The following is a 20,497-nucleotide window of genomic DNA, read 5'->3' on the forward strand; positions in this document are numbered from 1 at the left end:
GAGCTACCAGGCTCGCCGCGCTCGACCTTCAGTCACACTCGTACTTCCACATGCAGAAGCCCTGTTCGTCCACGAGGCCGGGCCCGTGGCGCAGGTGCCAGCACTCCATGCCGTTCGGGCACGTGGTGTCCTCGTCGCAGGGCAACGAGCAGACCGAGTTGCACACGGGCGTGGCGGTCCCGCTCTGCGGCTGCGGGCAGTCCGCCGCCGTTTCGCACTCGTACTGGCAGGCCGCCGCGAGATCGCACCACATCGATCCGTCTTCTAGTCTCTCGCCCACCTGCGCCACCGAGCATCTGCGTTCTTCACCGTCCGGTCCGCGATCCGGACAGACGAGGGGGAAGGAGAATGAGCCCTCGTCCCCGGAGAAGACGCAGGCCGCCCACGGCCCTTCGGTCGCCCCCACCACGGAGTTTGCCAGGTGATCTTCCACGATCGGATCGACGTGGCTGTCGAAGCACGCCGCCTGCGCGCACGCGAAAGCCGTCGACAGGCCAAGAGCCCAGAGCGTCTCCACCATGATCTTCATGTAGCCCTCCACGCCAGGCGCCGGAGCGCCCGGCGTCAAGATGGTCTGCCTTGAGGTCACGACAGCTGCCCTTTTCGGCTCACGGCAACACGACCTCCAGCCCGAGAGTTGCGCCCAGGATCGGGTGCCCCCACGTATCGGCCGCACGACCTGCGGCGTTGATCACGATGCGCGGCACCGCGACCCCGGCAAGCAAGTGCTCGCTGATTCGCAGGTACGGCGTCGGCGCGAACGAGAGACCCACGCGCACGTACGGCGCGAGCGCGAACGCGTCCTCCGACGCGCCGACGTACTTGGGCGGGCGGCCTTCACCCTCCACGCGCAGCCACGCGGCGGCGAGCCCCGCGCCGAGCGAGGGCTGCCACTCGGCGTCGCTGCGGTCGAACCGGACGCGCACCCCCAGGGCGGCGAGCGCCACCCGCGCGTGCCGCGTGCCCTCTTTGCCCTCGCGACTCACGCTGGCGAGCGGGATCTGAACGAAGGTGGAGAGCCCCAGTCGAGACCAGATCATCGCGTACCCCGACACGTCCAGCATCGGGGAGGCGGGCACGCCGCCTACGCTCCACAGCACCGCGGGCGCCGCCCCGACGCCGAACGTCATCGGTGCGCTCCGGGTCGCGCCCGGCGTGGACGCCGGAGAACGGGGCGCGCGGGAGACGCCGTCGACGCGCGGGGGCGCCGCGGCGACGGGCGCAGGCTCGGCCGGCGGCGGCCGCTGCGCCTCGACGACGGCGCGCGCCTCCGGAGCGGCTTCGACCTCGCCCCGCGACGGCTGGGGCGAGCGCACCTCCAGGAGGCTCGCGCGCAGAAACTCCACCGCGCGGATCGCGATCGTGGGGGGATCGTCGTCCATCACGGCGCGCTGGATCGACTCGCCCGTCGCGCCATGGGTGATCGAGACGTCGACTCCACCCTGCACCTCCGTCACGCGGACCACCGCCGCCGCTCCTTCCTCGCGCGCGCTCGCCTCGACGGGCCCGCGTAAAGGCGAAGCGTCGTCCCCCCGCACGACCACGACCGTGAACCCGAGCGTGGCGAGCTCGGCATAGACGCGGGCCATGATGGCGTCCGTCCGCCGATCGGCGATCAGGACGACCTTCGGGCGTGGCGGCTCCGGCGGCGCCGCGCGCGCCTCGGATGCGACGAGGAGGAGACAGAGGCCGATCGTCCAGGCTCCGCCGCGCGCCGCGCGAGCCGTCCTTCGAGATCGCACTCACTCCTCCTCGAGGAGGCTCTTCGCGTGAGCTGCATGGGGCCCCGCCGGATAGCGCTCCAGGTAGCGGCGCGCGGCCTCCCGGGCCCCGCTGGCCGAGCCCATCCGCGCTCGGCATTCGATGATCCTCCCGAGCGCTTCCTGCGCGAAGGATCCGCCCGGCTGCTCTCCGAGGTACACGTCGAACCAACGTTCGGCCTCGGCGTAGGATCGCCGCTGGTCGAACGCCATCCGGCCGAGGTGGAAGGCGGCCTTCGCCGCCTCGCCCGAGCCCGCGAACCGGCTCCTCGCCGCGGTGAGCGCCGCCGCCGCGCGCTCCGGCTTCCCCGAGAAGCGCGCGGCGTCGGCGAGCATCAGCAGATCCGCCGCGCTCGCGCGGGCGACGAGCCGGTCGAAGCCCTCGGCCTCGACCGCCGTCATGGCCTCGTCGTACTTGTTCTCGTCCACGAGGTCGCGCCAGCTCGGCCGGCGCGCGGGTGCGTCCACGGTCTTCGCGACCGTCGCGGTATCGCCCGTCGTCGCCGGGGCCGGCCCGGAGGCCGCCGGATCGATGGGCGCGGCCGGAGCGATGGGCGTGGACGACGGCGGAGGCGGGCCCTCGGCGCGCGGTTCTCGGCGCGTGAGCTCGAAGCGCTGCTCTTTGCAGAAGACCTCGAGCGTCTCTCCCGCAGCGACGGCGCGCCGCCCCCCCACGAGCGGCCCCGACACGGCGACCGATCCTTCCCGCAGCACCAGCTTGAGCTCCTCGTCCGCCGGGGACCAGCTCAGCTCGAAGCGCGTGCCGGTCACCAGCACGTCGAACGGGCCGACGTTGAAGTTCCAGGTGCTCGTCGCGGTGTGGGTCACCGTCGCCGTGAGCCGGCCGGCTTCCAGCAGCACGCGCGCCCCGCGGGCGTCGGCGGCCACCACGCGCGCCCGGGCGTTCGCGTCCAGCGCGAGCGACGTGCCGTCCGAAAAGCGGATCGGCAGAGGAGCGTCGGCGGCGGCGGCGATCCACGTCCCGACCTGCCCTTCTGCCGAGCCGACCGCGAACGAGAGCGACCTCGACGAGGGGAGCAGGACGAGGAGCAGGACCGCACAAGCCCCTGCCAGCGCGACGAACGCCGCGGGCGCGATCCACCGAGGGCGCGACGGTCCGAGGCGGGCAGCCCCCGGATGGGCGGCTCTGCCGGCCGCGCTCTCCAGGAATCGCGCGCGCGCGCCCTCGAGATCCTGCGCCGCGAGCTCCTCATCCTGGGCGCGGCTGAGCTCACGGAGACGGTCGAGCGAGGGGCGAGCGCCCTTGACGAGCCTCATTTCAGCCACTCCTCGAGCGCGGGTTGGTCCCGCGCCGCCTCGAGGAAGTTGGCCTCCGCGCGGGCCAGCCTCCGCTTGATGGTCGCGAGCGAGACGCCGCACGCGTCGGCGACCTCCTGGAGCTCCATCCCGTCGATGCGCCGCAACGCGAACGCGATGCGCTCGTCGGCCGGGAGCCGGTCCAGCGCTCGATACGTCGCGCGCAGCGCCTCGTGCGCTTCGCCCTCGTGCGGGCGCGCCACGAGGGGCGGGAGCTCCTCGGGGGCGAAGAAGAGGAGCCATTTCCGGCGCGCGCGCCGCTGGATGCAGGTCCGCGCCGTGAACACCGCGACCGACGTCATCCACGCCTTCAGCGCGGCCGGATCGCGCAGGGTGTCGAGGGAGGACAGCGCGCGGACGAAGGCGTCGTGGTGGGCGTCGGACAGGTCGTGGCCGCTGCCGAGCAGCCGGCCGAGGACGCGGAGCACGTGCCCGGAGAAGCGCTCGTGAAAGGCGGAGAGGGCGGCGGGGTGCCGCGCGCGGAGCCCCTCCACGAGCGCCTCGTCGCTCGCATAGGCGACCACGCCGAGCCTTCGAGGGGGGGCGAGAGCTCGGGCGCGCATCACCATGATCGTAGGGCTCCGCTGGACATGACCGAACGCCGAGTGCCGCCTCGTGAGCCGACCGGCCCCCTGGAGTCACGGCAGGGTGGCCAAACGGCTCACCGCCGTCGACGCGCGGAGCTAGCGCTGGCCGTGGCCCGCGCGGCCGGGACCAGCGCCGGCCGCCCCTGCCTGCGCGGGGCGCGCGCCGGCTCCGCCCTCCGCCGGCGCGTCGCCGGGCTTGATCATCCCGAGATCGTGCAGCGACGAGTAGTGGCCGTCCGGCGCGAGGATGACGTGGTCGACGAGCGGCACCCCGATCACCTCGCCGGCCGCGGCGACGGCGTCGGTCATGGCCACGTCCTCGGGGGACGGCGCGGAGTCGCCGCTCGGGTGGTTGTGCACGAGCACGAGCGCCGACGCCGCGTCCGAGAGCGCGGCGCGCAGGATGTCCTTCGCCGTGACCGAGCACCCGTGGAGCCCGCCCTGCGCGACCCGGCGCGCCCCCCGCATCCCGTTGCGGCCGTCGAGCGAGATCACCCACATCTGCTCGTGATCGAGCGGGCCGAGCTGCGCCGCGCACCACGCCGCGATCGAGGCCGACGTGCGCACCGGCGGCCGCGGTCGCACCGCGCGCTCGAACGCGCGCCGCCCGAGCTCGAGCGACGCGGCGATGCGGAGCGCCTTCGCGAGGCCGAGGCCTGGGTGCTCGGCGAGCGCGTGCGGGCCGAGCCGCGAGAGCCCCTCCAGCCCGGAGAAGCGCGAGAGGAGCGCGGCGGAGACGATCGTGACGGGCGTGCCGACCAGCCCGGTGCCGAGCACGATCGCGAGCAGGTCGGCGTCGCCGAGCGACCAGATCCCCTCCTCGAGCGCGCGCTCGCGCGGGCCGAGGAAGGCGGCGAGCGCCGCGGGGTCGTCGGTGTACGACTCGGAGACGGGGAGGTGATCGGGCAGCAGCGCGGCGCGCTTCCAGGAGCTCATGCGCGGGCCACAAGCACGCGGCGGGCCCGGCGGCCGCCGCGCGGCGCCGCGGCGATCGGCGCGCCTTTGGGGCGGCGGAGCGGCGGCGGAGGGTGGCGGCCGCCAGGCCCGCCCCCGGGAGCAGCGCGAGACGGGCCGCGGATGACTGGGTCGTCGAGGATGAGGGTTCTGAAACGGCGGAGGTCCTCTCGAGCGCGTCGTTCCACGGATCGTCCGGGTCCACCCCTCGGTGTTGGTCCTCGATGATGACGGATCGGCAAGGGCGGAGGACGGCACCGAGAGAGCGGATGCCCACCCCCGGCCCGTGCTCGGCGCTCCGCGCCTGCGCGCGGTCCGCCCCTCCCCAATCGCGCGCTCCGCGCGCTCAGGGAGGGGTGCGCCGACTGGTGTGTGCCACCCTGGTGCGACGCAGGCGAGCGCGCTCTACGCGTCGCTGCTCAAGGGGAGCCCGTCGATCGACTGAGGCGGCGCGACGCTGCGGTTCGCGAGCGTCCCGGGCACCGCTGGAGGCCCGGCGGGGAGCGGCACGGCATCCTGATCAGCCGGCGCGGCTAGGCAGCCGGACGAGGAGCGCCTGCGTCAAGGGCCCGCTCCCGGGCCCGTCGAGCCACTCCGCGGCGAGGCGATGACCGAGGGAGCGGTCCTTGTCGGTGAGGTATGCGAGATGCGCTCGATCACCTCGGGCGCGGCGCGAGCGCCGACATCGCCTGAGCGCCCGCGAAGGGCGGCCCTCCGGCGAGCCGCTCGAAGAGCACGCACCCGAGCGCGAAGACGTCGGCGCGCGCGTCGAGGTCGCTCGCGCCCCGCGCCTGCTCCGGCGTCATGTCCGACAGCAGCTCGGATGCGGTCTCGCGCAGGAACCGCGCGACGTCGCTGTCCACGCGCCCGCGATGCGCAGCGCCCGAGCGCTCCCGCTCACCTGATCTGCAATTTCTTGAGTGTCTGCACCGGGGAGACGACCTGAACGACGCGGCGCAGGCGACGAATACGCCGGTTCGCGCGCAATTGCGCAGCGGATTGCTCGATCGCGCACGTGCTTCGTCGACGTCCTGGCCCTACCCATCGGCTGCGCCGGGGGGATGGGCAACGCTGGAAACTCTACAGTTTGCGATCACCGTCGGCCGGCGTGGCGGAACTCGCCGGCAGAACTTGCGTTCCGGCAGCTCCTGCCGGCGTCGAAGTGACGACGATTGCCAGCGGGGTAAGGGTATCCTGGATGCTCCCAGGCCCATCCATGGCGCAAGCACCGCGTCTGGACGGGCCGCCCGCCAGAGAGACCACGTGGCATATTCGTTGCTCTGGGTTCCCTGCCGACGTGGTTAACATCCGAGCGATGTACTTGACTCGGCCAGCAGAACAATCCTGACCGCAAACCGACTTCCTGGACAGCTTGCTGAAATGGATGTTTGACCCGCAGCACGGAGCGAGTCTGTCCACAGCAGCCTGAATCATTGGAGAGAAAATGACCGGACTTGCCGGGTGGATAGATCGCGAGCGCGACCTGAGGTCTGAAGGGCCGACCGCGTCCCGCCTCATGGCGGCCGTCATGACGCGCGGGCGCTGCGGCGAGGGACTGTGGCTGAGCCCACGAGCCACCTTGGGGCAGTGGACGGATGGCGTCTGGGTAGGGTCTGTGCGACCCGCCGTGATCGAGGAGGAGGGTCGCGTGATGGCCGCGGCGGTCTGCGATGGATACCTCCACAATGCAGCCGACCTGTGGGCCGCGGCGGGCGCTGGTCGCTGTGCGGGAGGGCTACCGTCGGTGTCCGAGGTCGTGCTGCATGCGTACCTACGATGGGGGCATCAGGCGGCGGAGCGCCTGGAGGGCAACTTCGCCTTTGCGATCTGGGACGCCCGGACCGACGAGCTGCTCCTTGGGCGAGACCGGCTCGGCATCAAGCCGCTGAGCTATTTCCCGCTCCCCCATCGCGTCGTGTTCGCCTCGGAGGTCGCGGCCTTGGCGGCGCACCCCCTGGTGACTCCGGAGATCGACGAAACTGGCCTATGCGCCCTCCTCACGCAGCTGCGTAGCCCCGGGCGCGGGGCGCTGCGCGATGTGTACGAAGTACCAGCGGGTTGCACGGTCCAGTTTGCGCGCGAACGGGTGATCCTCCGCAGGTACTGGACGCTGGAGGCTCGACCGCACACCTTCGGCCTCGAAGAAACCTTGAAGCAGGTCCGTGAGCTGCTCGTCGACGCCATCAGCCGAGAGCTTCGCGGCGTCGCTCCTGCGGTCCTGCTCTCCGGCGGTCTGGACTCCAGCGCGCTGACCGGCCTCGTGGCCAGCAGCTCCAGCGCGCCGCCGCGCACGTTCACCGTGATGTTCGGCGACACGGCGGCTGCGGTTCCCGATCGGCCGTTTGCCAGAGAGGTCGTCCTGCGATGGGGCTGCGAGCACCACGAGGTCGCGGTTCGCCCGCAGGAGCTGTCGGCCCCGGTGATCCTGTCGGCGGTGCTCGCGGCGAAGGACCACCCGTCGCCGTTCGGGGACAAGAACATCACCCCGTTCCTCTTCAGCCGGCGCGTCGCGGAGCTCGTGCCAGCGATACTCAGCGGCGAGGCTGCTGATGTCATGTTTGGCGGCGTCGACGGCGCGGCCGAGGGGATGCGCGAGCCCACCATGTTTCCTTGGATCGCTCGATCCCGCCGGTTCGGTATGGAGTACGGGATCGGCACCGGCCTGTTCGATGACGCGCTGCTGCGATCGGTGGACATCGCCGGCTATCTGGACCGGCTGTACCGCGAGGCAAAGGCAGAGGTACCGCATCTCGCTGGCAGCGCAGCGATCGACCGCGCGGCGCGAGAGGTGGACTATCTCAACATGACGCGCCTCGCGGAGCAGACGGTCAACCACTCGGAGCGGCTCGGAGCGGCCGCGGGGCTTCAGATTCGGTTCCCGTTCGCCGACCACCGACTGTTCTCTTATCTGTACAACGTGCCGCGGCGGTTGAAGCGCTTCGACGGACGTGAGAAGAGCCTGTTACGGGCCATCGCCAAGGACCTGGTGCCCCCGTCGGTGCTCGCGAGGGCCAAGGTTCCCTACCCGATCACGTACGACGCGCGCTATAAAGCCTCACTCGTCGCACGGCTGCGGACGCTGCTCGACGACGCGACTGCCCCCGTACGTCCGCTCATTGACCTTCGTCGCGCGGCGAGCGTCGTCGAGGACAACCGTCTTCTTGACCGCGGCGGCTGGCTCGGCCGAGCCGACGTCGAGATGGTCCTCCAGCTCGACGACTGGCTTCGTTGGTTGCGCGTACGCGTCAACATCTAACCACTCCAAGCAACAAGGCGAGGAACATGTCGACGACATCATCGGGTGACCTGTACCAGCTATTCTCCCGTCATGCCGCCAGGGCCCCAGCCCGGGACGCGGTGCGCGACCAGCACGGCAGCCTCACCTACGCAGAGCTCGCCCGCCGCGCTGGTGCGCTTGCCGCGGCCATACGCGAGCTGTGTCCGGAGTCGGGTGCCCGCATCGGTCTACACCTGGGGCGCACGGCCGACCTCGTGGTGGCCGTGCTCGCGGTCACGGCGACCGGCGATACCTATGTGCCGCTCGATCCGGCGTACCCGTCCGAGCGGCTTGGGTTCATGACCGACGACAGTGGGCTGTCTGCCGTCATATCCGATCGCGAGCTGCCTGACAGGATCGGCGTCGCACGCGTGCTCCGCCTGGACCGGGTCGACTGGTCCCTGGACATGCCTGCTAAGCCCAAGGTCGAGGTCGACCCTGAGAGCGCCGCTTACGTCATTTACACCTCGGGCTCCACGGGTCGCCCGAAGGGCGTGGAGGTGCGCCGACGCAGCGTTGTGGCCATGGTCGACGCCGTATGCTCGCGGCACCGGTTCGATGAAAGCGACGTATGGACGCTGTTTCACTCCCATTGCTTCGATTTTTCGGTATGGGAGATGTGGGGGGCGCTGGCCACTGGGGCCACCCTCGTGGTGGTGCCAGCGGAGGTGGCCAGATCGCCGCGGGCCAGCGCCGAGCTGCTCGTACGACAAAGGGTCACGATCCTGAACATCGTGCCGTCGGTCTTCCGGTACTTGGCCGCGGCAGCGAGGCAGCTACCGGACCGACCAACGACCGTGCGCCGCATCATCTTCGGTGGCGAGTCGATCGACGTGGCCGACATCCGGTCCTGGAGGGAATCGGTCCGCGCCGATTGTGAGTTCATCAACACCTACGGCATCACGGAGACCACGGTCTTCGTCACCACGCGGCCACTGCTACCGGCCGAGCTCGACTCGACCGGGGATGAGCGTGAATTTGCCACCGATCTCGGCGAACCGCTGGATGGCTGGGAGCTTCAGGTCCTCGACGACAGCGGCGCCCCAGTCGGGCCGGGGATGACCGGCGAGATATGGGTTGCTGGAGATGGGGTCGCCATCGGCTACCTCAACGAGCCCGACATCACCGCCGAGCGATTCCGCCAGATGGCGATCCCTGGCCGTACCCCCAGGGTTTACTACCGCAGCGGGGATCTGGCCACGAGGACCGCGAACGACGTGCACTGCTACTCGGGTCGAGCCGACGATCAGGTGAAGATCAACGGTTTCCGGATCGAGCTGGGTGAGGTCGAGGCGGCGCTGCGCAGGGTCTCCGGGATTCGGGACCTGGTTGTGGTCTGTACCCGCAGCCGGGTAGGAGGCCGGATGCTGGTGGCCTTCTACGTCGCCGACGCCGACCCGACGCCGGGGTTCGCCGAGCTCGCCCGCGCGACGCTCCCCGCCCCTATGGTGCCCGGGCGGTTCGTCCGGCTGGCGGCGTTGCCGCGCAATGCGTCCGGCAAGACCGACCGGCGGACCCTGGCGGAGCACCCCGAGCCTCGCGTAGGCGCCTCCTGCCATCTGCCCCCGAGGACCCGATGACCAAGAGATCTCGTAACTTCTCCAGCGACCCGGACCGGCCCAGCTTCCTGGAGGAGCTGTACCAGGGCAGGTTTCGCTGGGATCTGCTCCGAGACTTTCCGGTCCAGGGTGCGCAGGACCGGGCTGACGGCGACGGCCTCGTCGAGCAGCTGTCCGCTCTGCTCCGCGAGCGAATCGACCCGACGGCCGTCGACCGCGACCGCGAGCTACCTGACGGACTGCTCGCGGAGCTGGCGACGCGCGGCTACTTTCGTCTGCAGGCAAGTCGAGGAGTCGGCGGGCGTGAGCTGTCCCACTACAATACATTCCGGGTAGTCGAGGCGGCTGCGAGCTGGTGCACGCCGGTCGCCCTGTCCATAGCGGTCGAGAACGCGCTCGGCGCCAGCGCCTTCCTCTCGGTTCTGCCCGAGGGACCGCTGCGTGAGCTGCTGCGCGCGCACGTTGCCCGCGGCGGCCTCTCGGCCAGCGCCGACAGCGAGCCCACGGGGGCGGCGAACCAGTCCCGGGCCACCACCGCCACGCGGGTCGAAACGGGAGACGCCTATCTGCTCAGCGGCCGGAAGGTCTTCGTGGGGCACGCGCCGGTCGCCGAGCTGGTCAGCGTATCGGCGACGGTCCGCGAAGACGGCCGAGAGCGGATCCGGATGTTCTTCGTGCGTACCGACAACCCTGGCGTGACCGCCGGACAGTGGCACGAGTACATGGGGCTCAAGGGTTTCCCCAACGGCTGGCTGAACTTCGACGACGTGCTCGTTCCAGCCGACCAGATGCTCGTGGAGCGCGCCGTCGACCACGAGGTCCGAGTAACCCCGGAAACCGCGAAGCTGGTCGCTCGGGGCCGGCTGCACCTCATCGCGGCGCCGTCGTTGGCTATCGCCAAGCTGTGCGTGCAATGGGCGCGGGACTTCGTGCTGCGGCGCGAGATCGACGGCCGGAAGCTGGCGGAGTACCAGGAGATTCAGCAGCAACTGGCGGAGTCGCTCGCACAGACCTTCGCGATCGAGACGATGTCGCAGTGGAGCCTGCTCCCGGATGACCAGGATCGGCGGACCAACCAGCGCTTCGAGCAGAACGCCGCGAAGAACGTCAGCTCGCTGCTCTGCTGGGACATCGTCGACCGGACGATGTCGCTGCTGGCAGCGGAGGGTTACGAGACCGCGCACAGCAAGCAACAGCGGGGGGTGCCGCCGGTCCCGGTCGAGCGGTTCATGCGCGACGCGCGCAACCTTCGGATCTCCGGGGGAGTGGACTTCCAGCTCGACAACTGGATCGCTCGGATGTCGATCCTATCGTACTACTATCCCGAGCCGGACAACGCGGCGGAGCTGGCCACGGAGCCCGCTCGATGGAACTTCGACGGTGCCAACCTCACCGATCGTAACCTGCGCCACCTTCGCTGGGTCGCCGACGAGGTCCATCGGTTCGGCTCCACCTGCCTGGAGCTGGCGCGCCGCTACCCCGACCGTACCGCGCTGCTGGAACAGGAGCGAACACTCGTCTTGCTTACCAGCGTCGCCCGAGAGCTGCTCGTCATGTCTCTCACCCTCGCCCGCGCCTCGACGATGGCCGCGACCGGCGATGCCAGCGGGCAGGACCTGACCGACGTGTATTGCGTGTCGGCCAGGCACCGCGTCGCCGACCTGCGCCGCCGGCTCTCCGCCGACGCTCCCGCCAATTTCGCCGCTGTCACCGCCGCCTGGCTGGGCGGCACCACCCTCGACTACCTCGCCGCCGACGTCCCCTCCGGCTTTCCGCGCGGCGACAGGCCGGAAAAGAGCAACTCATGAACACCGCATCGCAGCAGATTCCGCTCTCCGTTGGGCAAGAGGCCATGTGGATCGCCTGGAATCTGGATCCCACCCGATGGGCGCACATCATACCGACGCCATTCCTGGTGCGCGGCGCGCTCGACACGACGCTGCTCCGCGCGGCCGTCGCGGCCCTGGGGAAGGCCTATCCGCACCTTCGGGGACGGATCACGTCGGGGGCCGATGGGCTCGTGCTGGATTGGTCCGACGCGCCGGTTATCGAGGTACGGGAGTCTACCTTCATAGACGACCGCGACGAGGCCATACGCCGGACCTGGCAGCTCCCGTTCGACCTTCGTCGAGGGCCGTTGGCCCGGGTCGACGTGCTGCGTGGGCGAGACGACACCATCCTGCTGATCTCGGTACACCACATCGTGTACGATGGGGCTTCGATCCTGATCCTGCTCGATGCGCTGCGCCGGGCGTATGCAGGCGAGCCGCTGCCTCCCACGGACCATGCCGCGGTATTGACGGAGTACGCCCGCCGCTCGCGGGCGCTGGCCGATACAAGCGCCGGTGATCTACCCCGGGCGTATTGGCGCAGCGTCCTGGGCGCCACGGCCCCAGGGCTCGACCTGCCCGCCACGGTCGACCCGCCGCAGTACACGGTACGGAGTGAAACACTCGATCCGCAGCTCGTCGCCCGCGTGCGCGCCCGCGCCGCGGATCTGGGCGTCTCCTACGTCACCGTCTTGCTCGCTGGGTATTTCGCGCTGCTCCGCCGACACACGGGCGCCGAGGACGTGCTCGCGTTCCTCCCGTTTCACGGCCGGACCACCGAGTCGTTGCGGGACCTGATCGGGTACTTCGTGAACGCGTTGCCGATCCGTAGTGAGGTGCGCGGCTCGGACACCTATGCCGATCTGGCGCATCGCCTGCGCGGCCGGGTCAAGGACGCGATGCGGCACGGGGACCTGCCGTTGCCGGCGATCATGCGGGCGGCTGGACTGACCGGGCCGGCGGCTCGTGCCCGGACCCACCAGACGGTATTCCAATACTGGAACGCGGGATTGCGTGACGACGTCGATGTTCAGGAGCTGCCGCTGATCGCCCCCGCCGCGACCGCTACCCTGAGCCTGCTGGACATGGAAAGCAGCGCTGGGTTCACCCTCGCCGTCATGGTCCGCGAGGACCGCGCTGGAACCCATGTGCTGTGGAAGGACCCGATGGGGGCCGTGGGCCCGACCATGGTCGCCGCGCTGGCGGCGGATTATCACACGATCTTGCGCGAGCTGAGCGCGGACCCGCACGCCGCGCTGTCGCCGGTACTGGCCGCGTCGAGCCCGGCAACGCCTCCCACGCCCCTCGCGACCGGCGCCCGTGCCACGGCCGCGTACTCCGGCGTGGTCGCCGCGATGGTCGACGTGTGGCAGCAGGTCCTGGGTGTCGGCGGCATCACCCCCGAGGACTCGTTCTTCGAGCTGGGTGGGCATTCGCTGCTCGCGGAGAGCCTGGTCGTCGCGGCGTCGGATCGCTTCGGCACGGAGGTCTCGATCCGGACGTTGTTCGACTGTCCGCGCCTGGTCGACTTCGCGGAGCAGGTCCGGCGGTCGATGCCGAACGCGGGCGGAGAGAGGATTCCTTTGCCCGGTACGCCGGCCGAGGCGATCCCAGCCTCCAGCTTCCAGCAGCGCATCTGGCTCGCCGAGCGGGTGGAGTCCGGCCGCGCCGCCTACAACGTCCCGCTGGCCTGGCGGGTTCCCGGCGGCGGCCTCGAGGCGACGGATCTGTCCCATGCCCTGACCAGGATGGTGGCGCGACACGAGCTGCTACGCACCGAGTTCCATGAGCGAAATGGCAAGTTGTGGCAGGTCGTCGGCGAGCCGTGGTCGCCCCACGTCGACAGCGTGGACCTGCGGGACCGCGCGGACCCCGAGGCGGCGCTGCACGACTGGCTGAGCGACGCCTCCCACCATGAGTTCGATCCGGCGTCTGGACGCCTGCTGACCGCGGCCCTCGTCGAGATGGGCGACGCCGACCAGCTGCTGTTCTTGTGTCTGCACCACCTGGTGTGGGACGGCGAGTCGATGGGAGTCCTGCTGCGGGAGCTGGACTCCTGCTACAAGCCCGCGGCCGGCGGCAGAAAGGTGACCGTGTCGAGCCCGCCGGCGCCCGATGCGGGTCTGGCAGATACCGTTCACGCCGCGTCGGCCCACCAGGAACGCATGTGGTTCGTCGATCGGTTCGAGGCCAGTCACGTGTATCCGACGCCGCCGACATACCACAACCTTCCTCTTTTCCTAAGGGTCGACCGCCTGCCCGATCCCGACGCGCTGACCGTGGCGCTCACCGCCGTGGTGCGAGCCCACGAGGCCCTGCGCACAGTCCTGGACAGCGTCGATGGCCGGATCGTCCAGCGAGCGCGATCCGAGGTGGCGGTCAGCCCACAGTGGCTGCGCGGGCAACCCCGGCCGGCGGGCTCCGATGTGCCCGAGGCCCTGACGGACTGGGCGGCCGCGCCCTTCGATCTAGCGAGCGACTGCCTGCTGCGGGTCGCCGTGATGCCGGGGGAGCTCGGCGGCGGCTGGCTGGCGCTCGTCGGCCACCAGGCGGTGGTCGACCGGGCCTCGCTGCGGCTCCTCGCCGAGCAGCTCCTGGCCGGCGTGGTCGGCCACGCGCCCGCCCCGAGCAGCTACGCCGCGTGGCTGGAGGAGGTGTCGGCCGAGGTCAAGGCCAAGCACCTGGACGCCCGTGCCGCTCGGCTGCTACCCGCTGTCGACCCGCTGCGGTTGCCCGAGCGGCGGCCGCGCGAGGCCATCCACGTGTATGAGGAGCGGCGCGTCCAGTTCGCGCTGCCCGCCGCCCGTGTCGTCGACGCGGCAGAGCGACTCGGCCTCAGCGTCTCGAACCTGATGCTGAGTGCCTTCGCCGCGCTGCTCGGCTGGTATACCGGCCAAGAAGAGATGGTCGTGGGCGTTGACCACCCGAGACGGCAGGCGGCTGCCCGGCATGTGATCGGCCCTCTGGCCAACCTGTTGCCCGTGCGGCTCCGCGCAGCAGCGCACCTGCCTTTCGCTGCGCTCGCCGCGGAGACGGCTTCCGAGGTGGCCCACGCCCAAGCCCATGATCAGGCGTTCTTCGACGAGCTGGTCCGCCGGGTCGACCCGTCCAAGGACATGAGCCGTACGGCATTGTTCGACGTGCTGTTTACCTATGCAGACGATCCCGGGCGGATCCGCACCGCCGACGGCACCGCCGCCGAGGACGTTCAGACAGCCAGCGGATACGGCAAGTACGACCTGCACCTGTTCCTGCGGCCGGGCTCCGGCGTGATGGATGGCTGGCTCGTCTTCAATGGCCGGTACTTCGACCACGACCAGATGCAGGCCATGACCGAGCACTATCGCGCGCTGCTCGACCAGCTCGTCGCGGAGCCCGAGCGGGCGATCGGCGACGCCGATCCGTTGACCGAGGACGAGCGGCATACGCAGCTGTCGGTGTGGAACGCGACCGAAGCCCGCTACCCTGAGGCTGCGGTACACGACCTCATCCGGCGGCACGCGCTCGCCCGGCCGCAGGCGGTGGCCGTCACGGCGGGGGACACCTCGCTGACCTACCGCCATCTGCTGGACCGGGCGGAGGCGTTGGCCAGGGCGCTCGTGGCGCGCGGCGTCGGCGGCGGCGAGCTGGTGGCCCTGCTGTTGCCGCGCGGCACCGATCAGGTGCAGGCGATGCTGGCCGTCCTGCTGGCCGGCGCTGCGTACCTGCCGATCGACCCGGCACTGCCGCCTGACCGCGTGAAGTTCATGCTCGCTGACTCGGGCGCCCGGTGGGTCATCTCGCCCGACGATGCGATGCCGCATCCGGGTCTGGACGGCTTTCCCGGGCAGGTCGTGCGCCCGACGCTGTCCGACCACGTCGAATCGGAGCTGCCGCGCGTCGCGCCGGACGCACCGGCCTACTGCATCTACACGTCCGGAACCACGGGCCGGCCCAAGGGCGTCGTGATCACGCATCGCAACCTGGTCCGGCTGCTGCACAACGACCGCTCGCCGTTCACCTTCGGTGCGTCCGACGTCTGGACGATGTTTCACTCCTATGCCTTCGATTTCTCGGTATGGGAGTTGTTCGGCGGCCTGACCCACGGAGGTCGAGTGGTCCTCGTCTCCGAGCAGCAAGCGAAGGATCCCGAGCTGTTCTGGGAGCTCGTGCAGCGCCAGCGCGTCACGGTGCTCAACCAGACGCCCAGCGCGTTCCGGCGGTTGCTAGCGCTCGAGCCCCAGTCGCCGGGCAGCCTCAGCCGGTTGCGCTACGTCATCTTTGGCGGGGAGGCGCTGCGGCCGGCCATGCTCAGGTCGTGGATGGATCGGTACCCGCATGTTCGGCTGGTCAACATGTACGGTATCACCGAGACCACCGTACACGCGAGCATCCGGACGGTAACGCGCGCCGATGTGGACGCCGACGCCAGCGTCATTGGCACGCCCATCCCCACGACCACGCTGCTCCTTCTGGACCCGTCCACCCGAGGCAGACTGCTGCCCGTCGGCGCGGTGGGCGAGATCTTCGTGGGCGGCGCCGGCGTGGCTGGCGGCTACCTGAACCGGCCAGAGCTCACGGCGGAGCGCTTCGTCGCTTCACCCTTCAGCTCCGGCCCCCTGTTCCGCAGCGGGGATCTCGCCCGCTACGGCGCCGACGGCGCGCTGCATTTCATCGGCCGCGCCGATTCCCAGGTGCAGCTACGCGGCTACCGCGTCGAGCTCGGCGAGATCGAGTCGTGCCTGCGTGAGCACCCCGCTGTCGAAGAGGCGGTCGTGGTCCTCGAGGACGATCGCCTCGTCGCGGTCGTGCAGAGCCGGGGCGGGGTGGCCTTGGCCGAGCTGCGCGGGCGCCTGGCCCGCAAGCTACCCGAGTACATGCTCCCGTCGGTGTTCGAGCGCGTCGACAAGTTCGTCCTGACCTCGAATGGCAAGCTCGACGTCGCCGCCGTGCGCGCCCGCGCCGTCCCGATGGAGGGCGCCGCCGGGCCCGAGCCCCGCACCCCCACCGCCGCCGCGATCGCTGGCATCTGGTCCGAGCTGCTCGGCGTCGCCGCCGTGTCCGCCCATGACTCTTTCTTCTCCCTCGGCGGTCACTCCATGCTGGCGGTCCGGCTGATCAACCAGCTCCGCCAGCGGTTCCGGATCGACATGCCGCTCAAGACCCTATTCGAGCGCCCTCGGCTGCAGGATCTCGCGGATCTGATCGACCGGGAGATCGGCGGTCCGCGACCTGCCGTGCACCCCGAATCGGGCTCGGCGCACGCCGCGGCCGCGCTGGCGGCCACCGCCTTCCAACGACGCCTGTGGCTCGCAGAGGCCGTCGATGAGCAGGTCCGAAACAACGTAGCCCTGGCCTGGAGGGCGTCTGGTAGGCTCGATTGCGAGCTCCTGGGTCGCGCCCTGACCCAGCTCGTGGCCGGGCACGAGCTGCTACGGACGGCGTTCGTGGCCGAGGCTGACACTCTACGGCAAGTGGTGGTCGAGGGATGGCAGCCACGGCTGGAGATGCTGGACCTGCGCGGCTCGCGCGATCACGACGCGGAGCTGACGCGTTGGCTCGATGAGGCCGCCAGTGAGCGGTTCGACCTCACCTCAGGCCAGCTGCTGCGGGTGGCAGTTGCCGACCTCGGCGCGCAGGGGCACGCGCTCCTGCTGTGTCTGCACCATCTCGTCATCGATGGCGAGTCCGTCCCTGTGCTCCTGGCCGAGCTGGAGCGTTACTACCGTTCCGCCGTCACCGGAGAGACCGCGGCGCCGCCGGCCGTGCAGTACCGGGACTTCGTGGCCTCGCAGACGGCCCGCCAGGACACGGCGCGGCGCGAGGATGATCTGGCCTATTGGGAGCGGAAGCTCGCGGACGCACCGCCCAATCTGGACCTCCCCGCCCCGGCGCAGGCCGGTCCCAATGGTGCCGTTCGCGTGCCGCTCCCGGCGGACCTGCTCGACCGGCTGCGGTCGTTGCAGACCCAGCACGGTGTCACGTGGTTCATGGTCTTCGGCGCCGCGCTGGCCGTCGCGCTGCACCGGTGGACGGGGCAGCGTACCATCACCATGGGGGTGCCGGTCTCGACCCGGGATCCCGCCAGCTTCGCCGAGCTGCTCGGGCCGTGCCTGAACACGATCGTGCTCCGCTCGGACCTGAGCGCAGGCGCGCCCCTCGACGACGCGCTGCGCGCGATGCGCGCCGAGATCCTCGGCGCGCTCGAACACGCCGGCGCGCCGTTCGAGGAGGTCGTGAGCCGGCTCGCCCCGGCCCGCGACGCGGGGCGCGCCCCCTACATCGACGTGATGCTCAACATGAACTTGCGCAGCGCCCGCCGCGCGGCGCTGGACGGCGTCGAGCTGACCCCGCTGTTCTTTGACGCGCTGTGGTCGCGCGAGGCCAAATTCGGCCTGACGCTCACGGTCGCCGAGCAGGACGGCGAGCTCACCGCCGTGCTGTCTTATCAGGGGCGGCGGGTGGCGGCCGCGGACGCCGCAGCGCTGGCCGGCAGCCTCGCCCGGCTGTTCACCGAGCTCACCGACGCGATCCACGGCCGCTCGCCCGAGGTGACCGCGACGATCGTCGCCGATGACGGAGCGCAGTACCGGCACTTCGTCGCCGCGCAGGTTGCGCTGCGGGACACCGCGCAGCGCCGGTCCGAGCTGGCCTATTGGGAGAACAAGCTGGCGGGCGCCCCAGCCTACGTGGACTTCATCGCCCCGGCGGAGCCCGGGCCGCACGGCGCCGTGACGATCCCGCTCTGCGCCGACCTGCTGGAGCGGCTGCGACCGGTGCAGGCCCGGTCCGGCGTCACCCCGTTCATCATCGCGGCGACTGCCCTCGTCGCTCTGCTACACCGCTGGACAGGGCGATCCGACGTGGTGATCAGCAGCCCGATCGCGAACCGTGACGACCCGCGCTTCGCCGAGCTGCTCGGGCCGTGCCTGAACACGGTGGTGCTGCGCTCCAAGCTCGCCGCCGACGCTACCTTCCTGGATACCTTGCAGAGCATGCGTTCGGAGGTGCTGGGCGCCTTCGAGCACGCGGGCGCGCCGTTCGAGGACGTCGTGGAGCGGCTCAACCCGCAGCGTCGCCCCGGCCGGACGCCGTATGCAGACGTGTCGCTGTCCTTCAGCGCTGCGCCGGGCGAGCCCGCCTCGCTGGCCGGACGACCGTTGCGGGCCGCCAACATCAGCCGCGACGGCGCCGAGTACATCGGCAAGCTCGGCCTCACCGTGGCGCTCAACCAGAACGGTACGCATCTGTCCGGCGTCGTGGCGTACCGTGGTGATCGCTTTCGCCGCGACGACGTGGAGCGCTTCGCCGCCATGCTCGGCCGGCTCCTGGAGCTGATGCCGGACAACTTCGACCAGCCGGTGGCGGCGGTGGACGTCGGCGGGGGCGAGATAGCGCGGCTGCGCGGGTGGGAGCGCGGACCCGAGCCCGAACCGATGACGCCGGTGCCTGCGCTGGTGCTGCGGCACGGCCGTGACCGGCCCTCGGCGCCGGCCGTCGAGTCGCTCCGTGGGTCGCTGAGCTACCAGCGACTCGTCGGGCGTGCGCGGGCGCTGGCGGCCCGGATCCGGCCGCGGCTGAGCGGCACGGGCTCGGCGATAGCGCTGCTGCTGGAGCGCGGTGAGGACTTCACGGCGGCGATGCTGGGTGCCTGGCTGGCTGGCGCGGCGTTCTGCCCCATCGACCCGTCGTGGCCAGATGGTCGGGTGAGGTTCATTCTCGACGACCTTGGCGCGCCTGTCTTGCTGACCGACCACGCCGGGGCGGCACGGTCGGGCTCGACGCCGGTCCTGCGCGTCGACCAGACCGACGAGACCGACGGGAGCGCCGACGCTGGCGACCCGGAATGGAGCGCCGAATCCGCCGCGTACGTCATCTACACCTCAGGCACCACGGGTGACCCGAAGGGCGTGGTCGTCACGCACGGGGGATTGGCCCGGCTGATCCAGTGGACCGTGCGTAGCCGCGCCATCGGCCACAGCGACCGCTGCTCGCATCTGCTCAGCGTCGGGTTCGACGCCTCCCAGTGGGAGGTCTGGTATACCCTGGCCGCCGGCGCCTGCCTGGTGCCGCACGAGGCGCCGGTCGTCGCGTCGACGGTCGGAGACTGGCTGGACCGGCGCCGCGTCAGCGTCGCGTTTCTGGCAACGCCGCTCGCGGAGGCCGTATGGACGTCCGGGACCGGCCCGAAGCGGCTGCGGCAGATGCTCATCGGCGGCGCCCCGCTATCGACTTGGCCGCCGCACGGACTGCCCTACCCGGTATGCAACGCTTACGGCCCCACCGAGAATTCGGTGGTCGCCACGGTCCACGACCTCGAGGCGGCGGCGCGGCCTCCGCTCAACCGGATCGGTCGGCCCATCGCTGGGGTCCGCGTGCACGTGCTCGACCCGCAGGGGCGCCGGTGTCTCGTAGGCGCCACCGGTGAGATCTGCCTGGCCGGCGGCGGCCTGGCCGCCGGCTACCATCGGCGGCCCGAGCTGACCGCTGACAAGTTCCGCTCGGTGGAGCTCGATGGCGAGCTGCTACGGATCTACCGAACTGGCGATCTCGGACGCTGGCTCGCCGATGGCACCGTCGAGTACATGGGTCGGGCCGACCGGCAGCTCAAGATCCGCGGGCACCGGGTCGAGCCCGGCGAGATCGAGCAGCTGCTGATCCGCCAGCCGGAGGTGGCCCAGGCGGTCGTCCACGGCGATCCGCGACAGGTGCCAGCGCTGGTCGCCTACGTGACCCCCAGCAAACCAGGCCGAACCGACACCGCGCGGCTGCTGGCTCGGCTCCGGTCCAGCCTGCCCGCCTACATGGTCCCCGAGGCCGTGGTGTGGCTCGTGGAGCTACCCCTCGGCACCAACGGCAAGGTCGACGTGGCCAAGCTGCCCCGTCCGATCCGAGCGGACCTCGTCCGCGGGGACGGCTTCGCCATCCCTGCCAGCGAGCTCGAGCGCCGCATCGCCGCTGTGTGGTCGGACGTGCTGGGCACCACCAGCGTCGGCGCGCACGACAACTTCTTCGACCTCGGCGGCAACTCGCTGACCCTGGCCAAGCTGCATGGCCGGCTCGTCGCGGCTCTGGACCGCGACATCCCCATCGTCGACCTGTTCGAGCACCCCACCGTGGCATCGCTCGCGGCGGCTTTGGAGAACGGTGAGCGGCCCGTACAGGCCCGGCCACGCCGTGTCGCTCGGCCAGTCCGCCGCGGCCGGAGCACGACGGATGAAACCTGATAGGGTCG

At 70.8% G+C, this 20,497-nt stretch carries 10 protein-coding genes; 4 read left to right on the forward strand and 6 right to left on the reverse strand.

Translation table 11 applies throughout. The features are described from left to right. Window positions 1–28: 28 nt before the first annotated feature. The 6 genes from WME83_RS38440 to WME83_RS38465 form a co-directional block, all read right to left on the reverse strand. Complete coding sequence (locus WME83_RS38440) at window positions 29–529, reverse strand: hypothetical protein (RefSeq protein ID WP_437314676.1); 501 nt, start codon at window positions 527–529, stop codon at window positions 29–31. Window positions 530–608: 79 nt separating this feature from the next. Next, the gene (locus tag WME83_RS38445; RefSeq protein WP_437314677.1) at window positions 609–1,742 is read right to left on the reverse strand and encodes a hypothetical protein; all 1,134 of its coding nucleotides are present in this window, start codon (window positions 1,740–1,742) and stop codon (window positions 609–611) included. Continuing rightward, the gene (locus WME83_RS38450; RefSeq protein ID WP_437314678.1) at window positions 1,743–3,038 is read right to left on the reverse strand and encodes a tetratricopeptide repeat protein; all 1,296 of its coding nucleotides are present in this window, start codon (window positions 3,036–3,038) and stop codon (window positions 1,743–1,745) included. Beyond that, on the reverse strand, window positions 3,035–3,640 hold the full coding sequence (locus WME83_RS38455) for an RNA polymerase sigma factor (RefSeq protein ID WP_437314679.1): 606 nt from the start codon (window positions 3,638–3,640) through the stop codon (window positions 3,035–3,037). Before WME83_RS38455 ends, WME83_RS38450 begins: the two co-directional genes overlap by 4 nt. Window positions 3,641–3,760: 120 nt before the next feature. Continuing rightward, window positions 3,761–4,600, reverse strand: a complete 840-nt coding sequence (locus WME83_RS38460; RefSeq protein WP_437314680.1) for a JAB domain-containing protein — start codon at window positions 4,598–4,600, stop codon at window positions 3,761–3,763. Window positions 4,601–5,274: 674 nt separating this feature from the next. Further along, a complete protein-coding gene (locus tag WME83_RS38465; RefSeq protein WP_437322151.1) occupies window positions 5,275–5,481 on the reverse strand; it encodes a hypothetical protein in 207 nt (68 codons plus the stop codon). Between the two features lie 788 nt (window positions 5,482–6,269). Between WME83_RS38465 and WME83_RS38470 the strand changes: the two genes are divergently transcribed. The 4 genes from WME83_RS38470 to WME83_RS38485 are packed head-to-tail and all read left to right on the forward strand — an operon-like array spanning window position 6,270 to window position 20,489. Next, window positions 6,270–7,874, forward strand: a complete 1,605-nt coding sequence (locus WME83_RS38470; RefSeq protein ID WP_437322091.1) for an asparagine synthetase B family protein — start codon at window positions 6,270–6,272, stop codon at window positions 7,872–7,874. 26 nt (window positions 7,875–7,900) lie between these two features. Beyond that, entirely contained in the window at window positions 7,901–9,475 is a 1,575-nt protein-coding gene (locus WME83_RS38475; RefSeq protein ID WP_437314681.1) for an amino acid adenylation domain-containing protein, read from the forward strand. After that, the gene (locus WME83_RS38480; RefSeq protein WP_437314682.1) at window positions 9,472–11,262 is read left to right on the forward strand and encodes an acyl-CoA dehydrogenase family protein; all 1,791 of its coding nucleotides are present in this window, start codon (window positions 9,472–9,474) and stop codon (window positions 11,260–11,262) included. The genes WME83_RS38475 and WME83_RS38480 overlap by 4 nt, the downstream gene beginning before the upstream one ends. Continuing rightward, window positions 11,259–20,489, forward strand: coding sequence for an amino acid adenylation domain-containing protein (locus tag WME83_RS38485; RefSeq protein WP_437314683.1), 9,231 nt, complete (start codon window positions 11,259–11,261; stop codon window positions 20,487–20,489). The genes WME83_RS38480 and WME83_RS38485 overlap by 4 nt, the downstream gene beginning before the upstream one ends. The last annotated feature ends 8 nt before the right edge of the window (window positions 20,490–20,497 follow it).

The organism is Sorangium sp. So ce385 (assembly GCF_051474135.1).
In the GTDB taxonomy this organism is placed as follows: domain Bacteria; phylum Myxococcota_A; class Polyangia; order Polyangiales; family Polyangiaceae; genus Sorangium; species Sorangium cellulosum_D.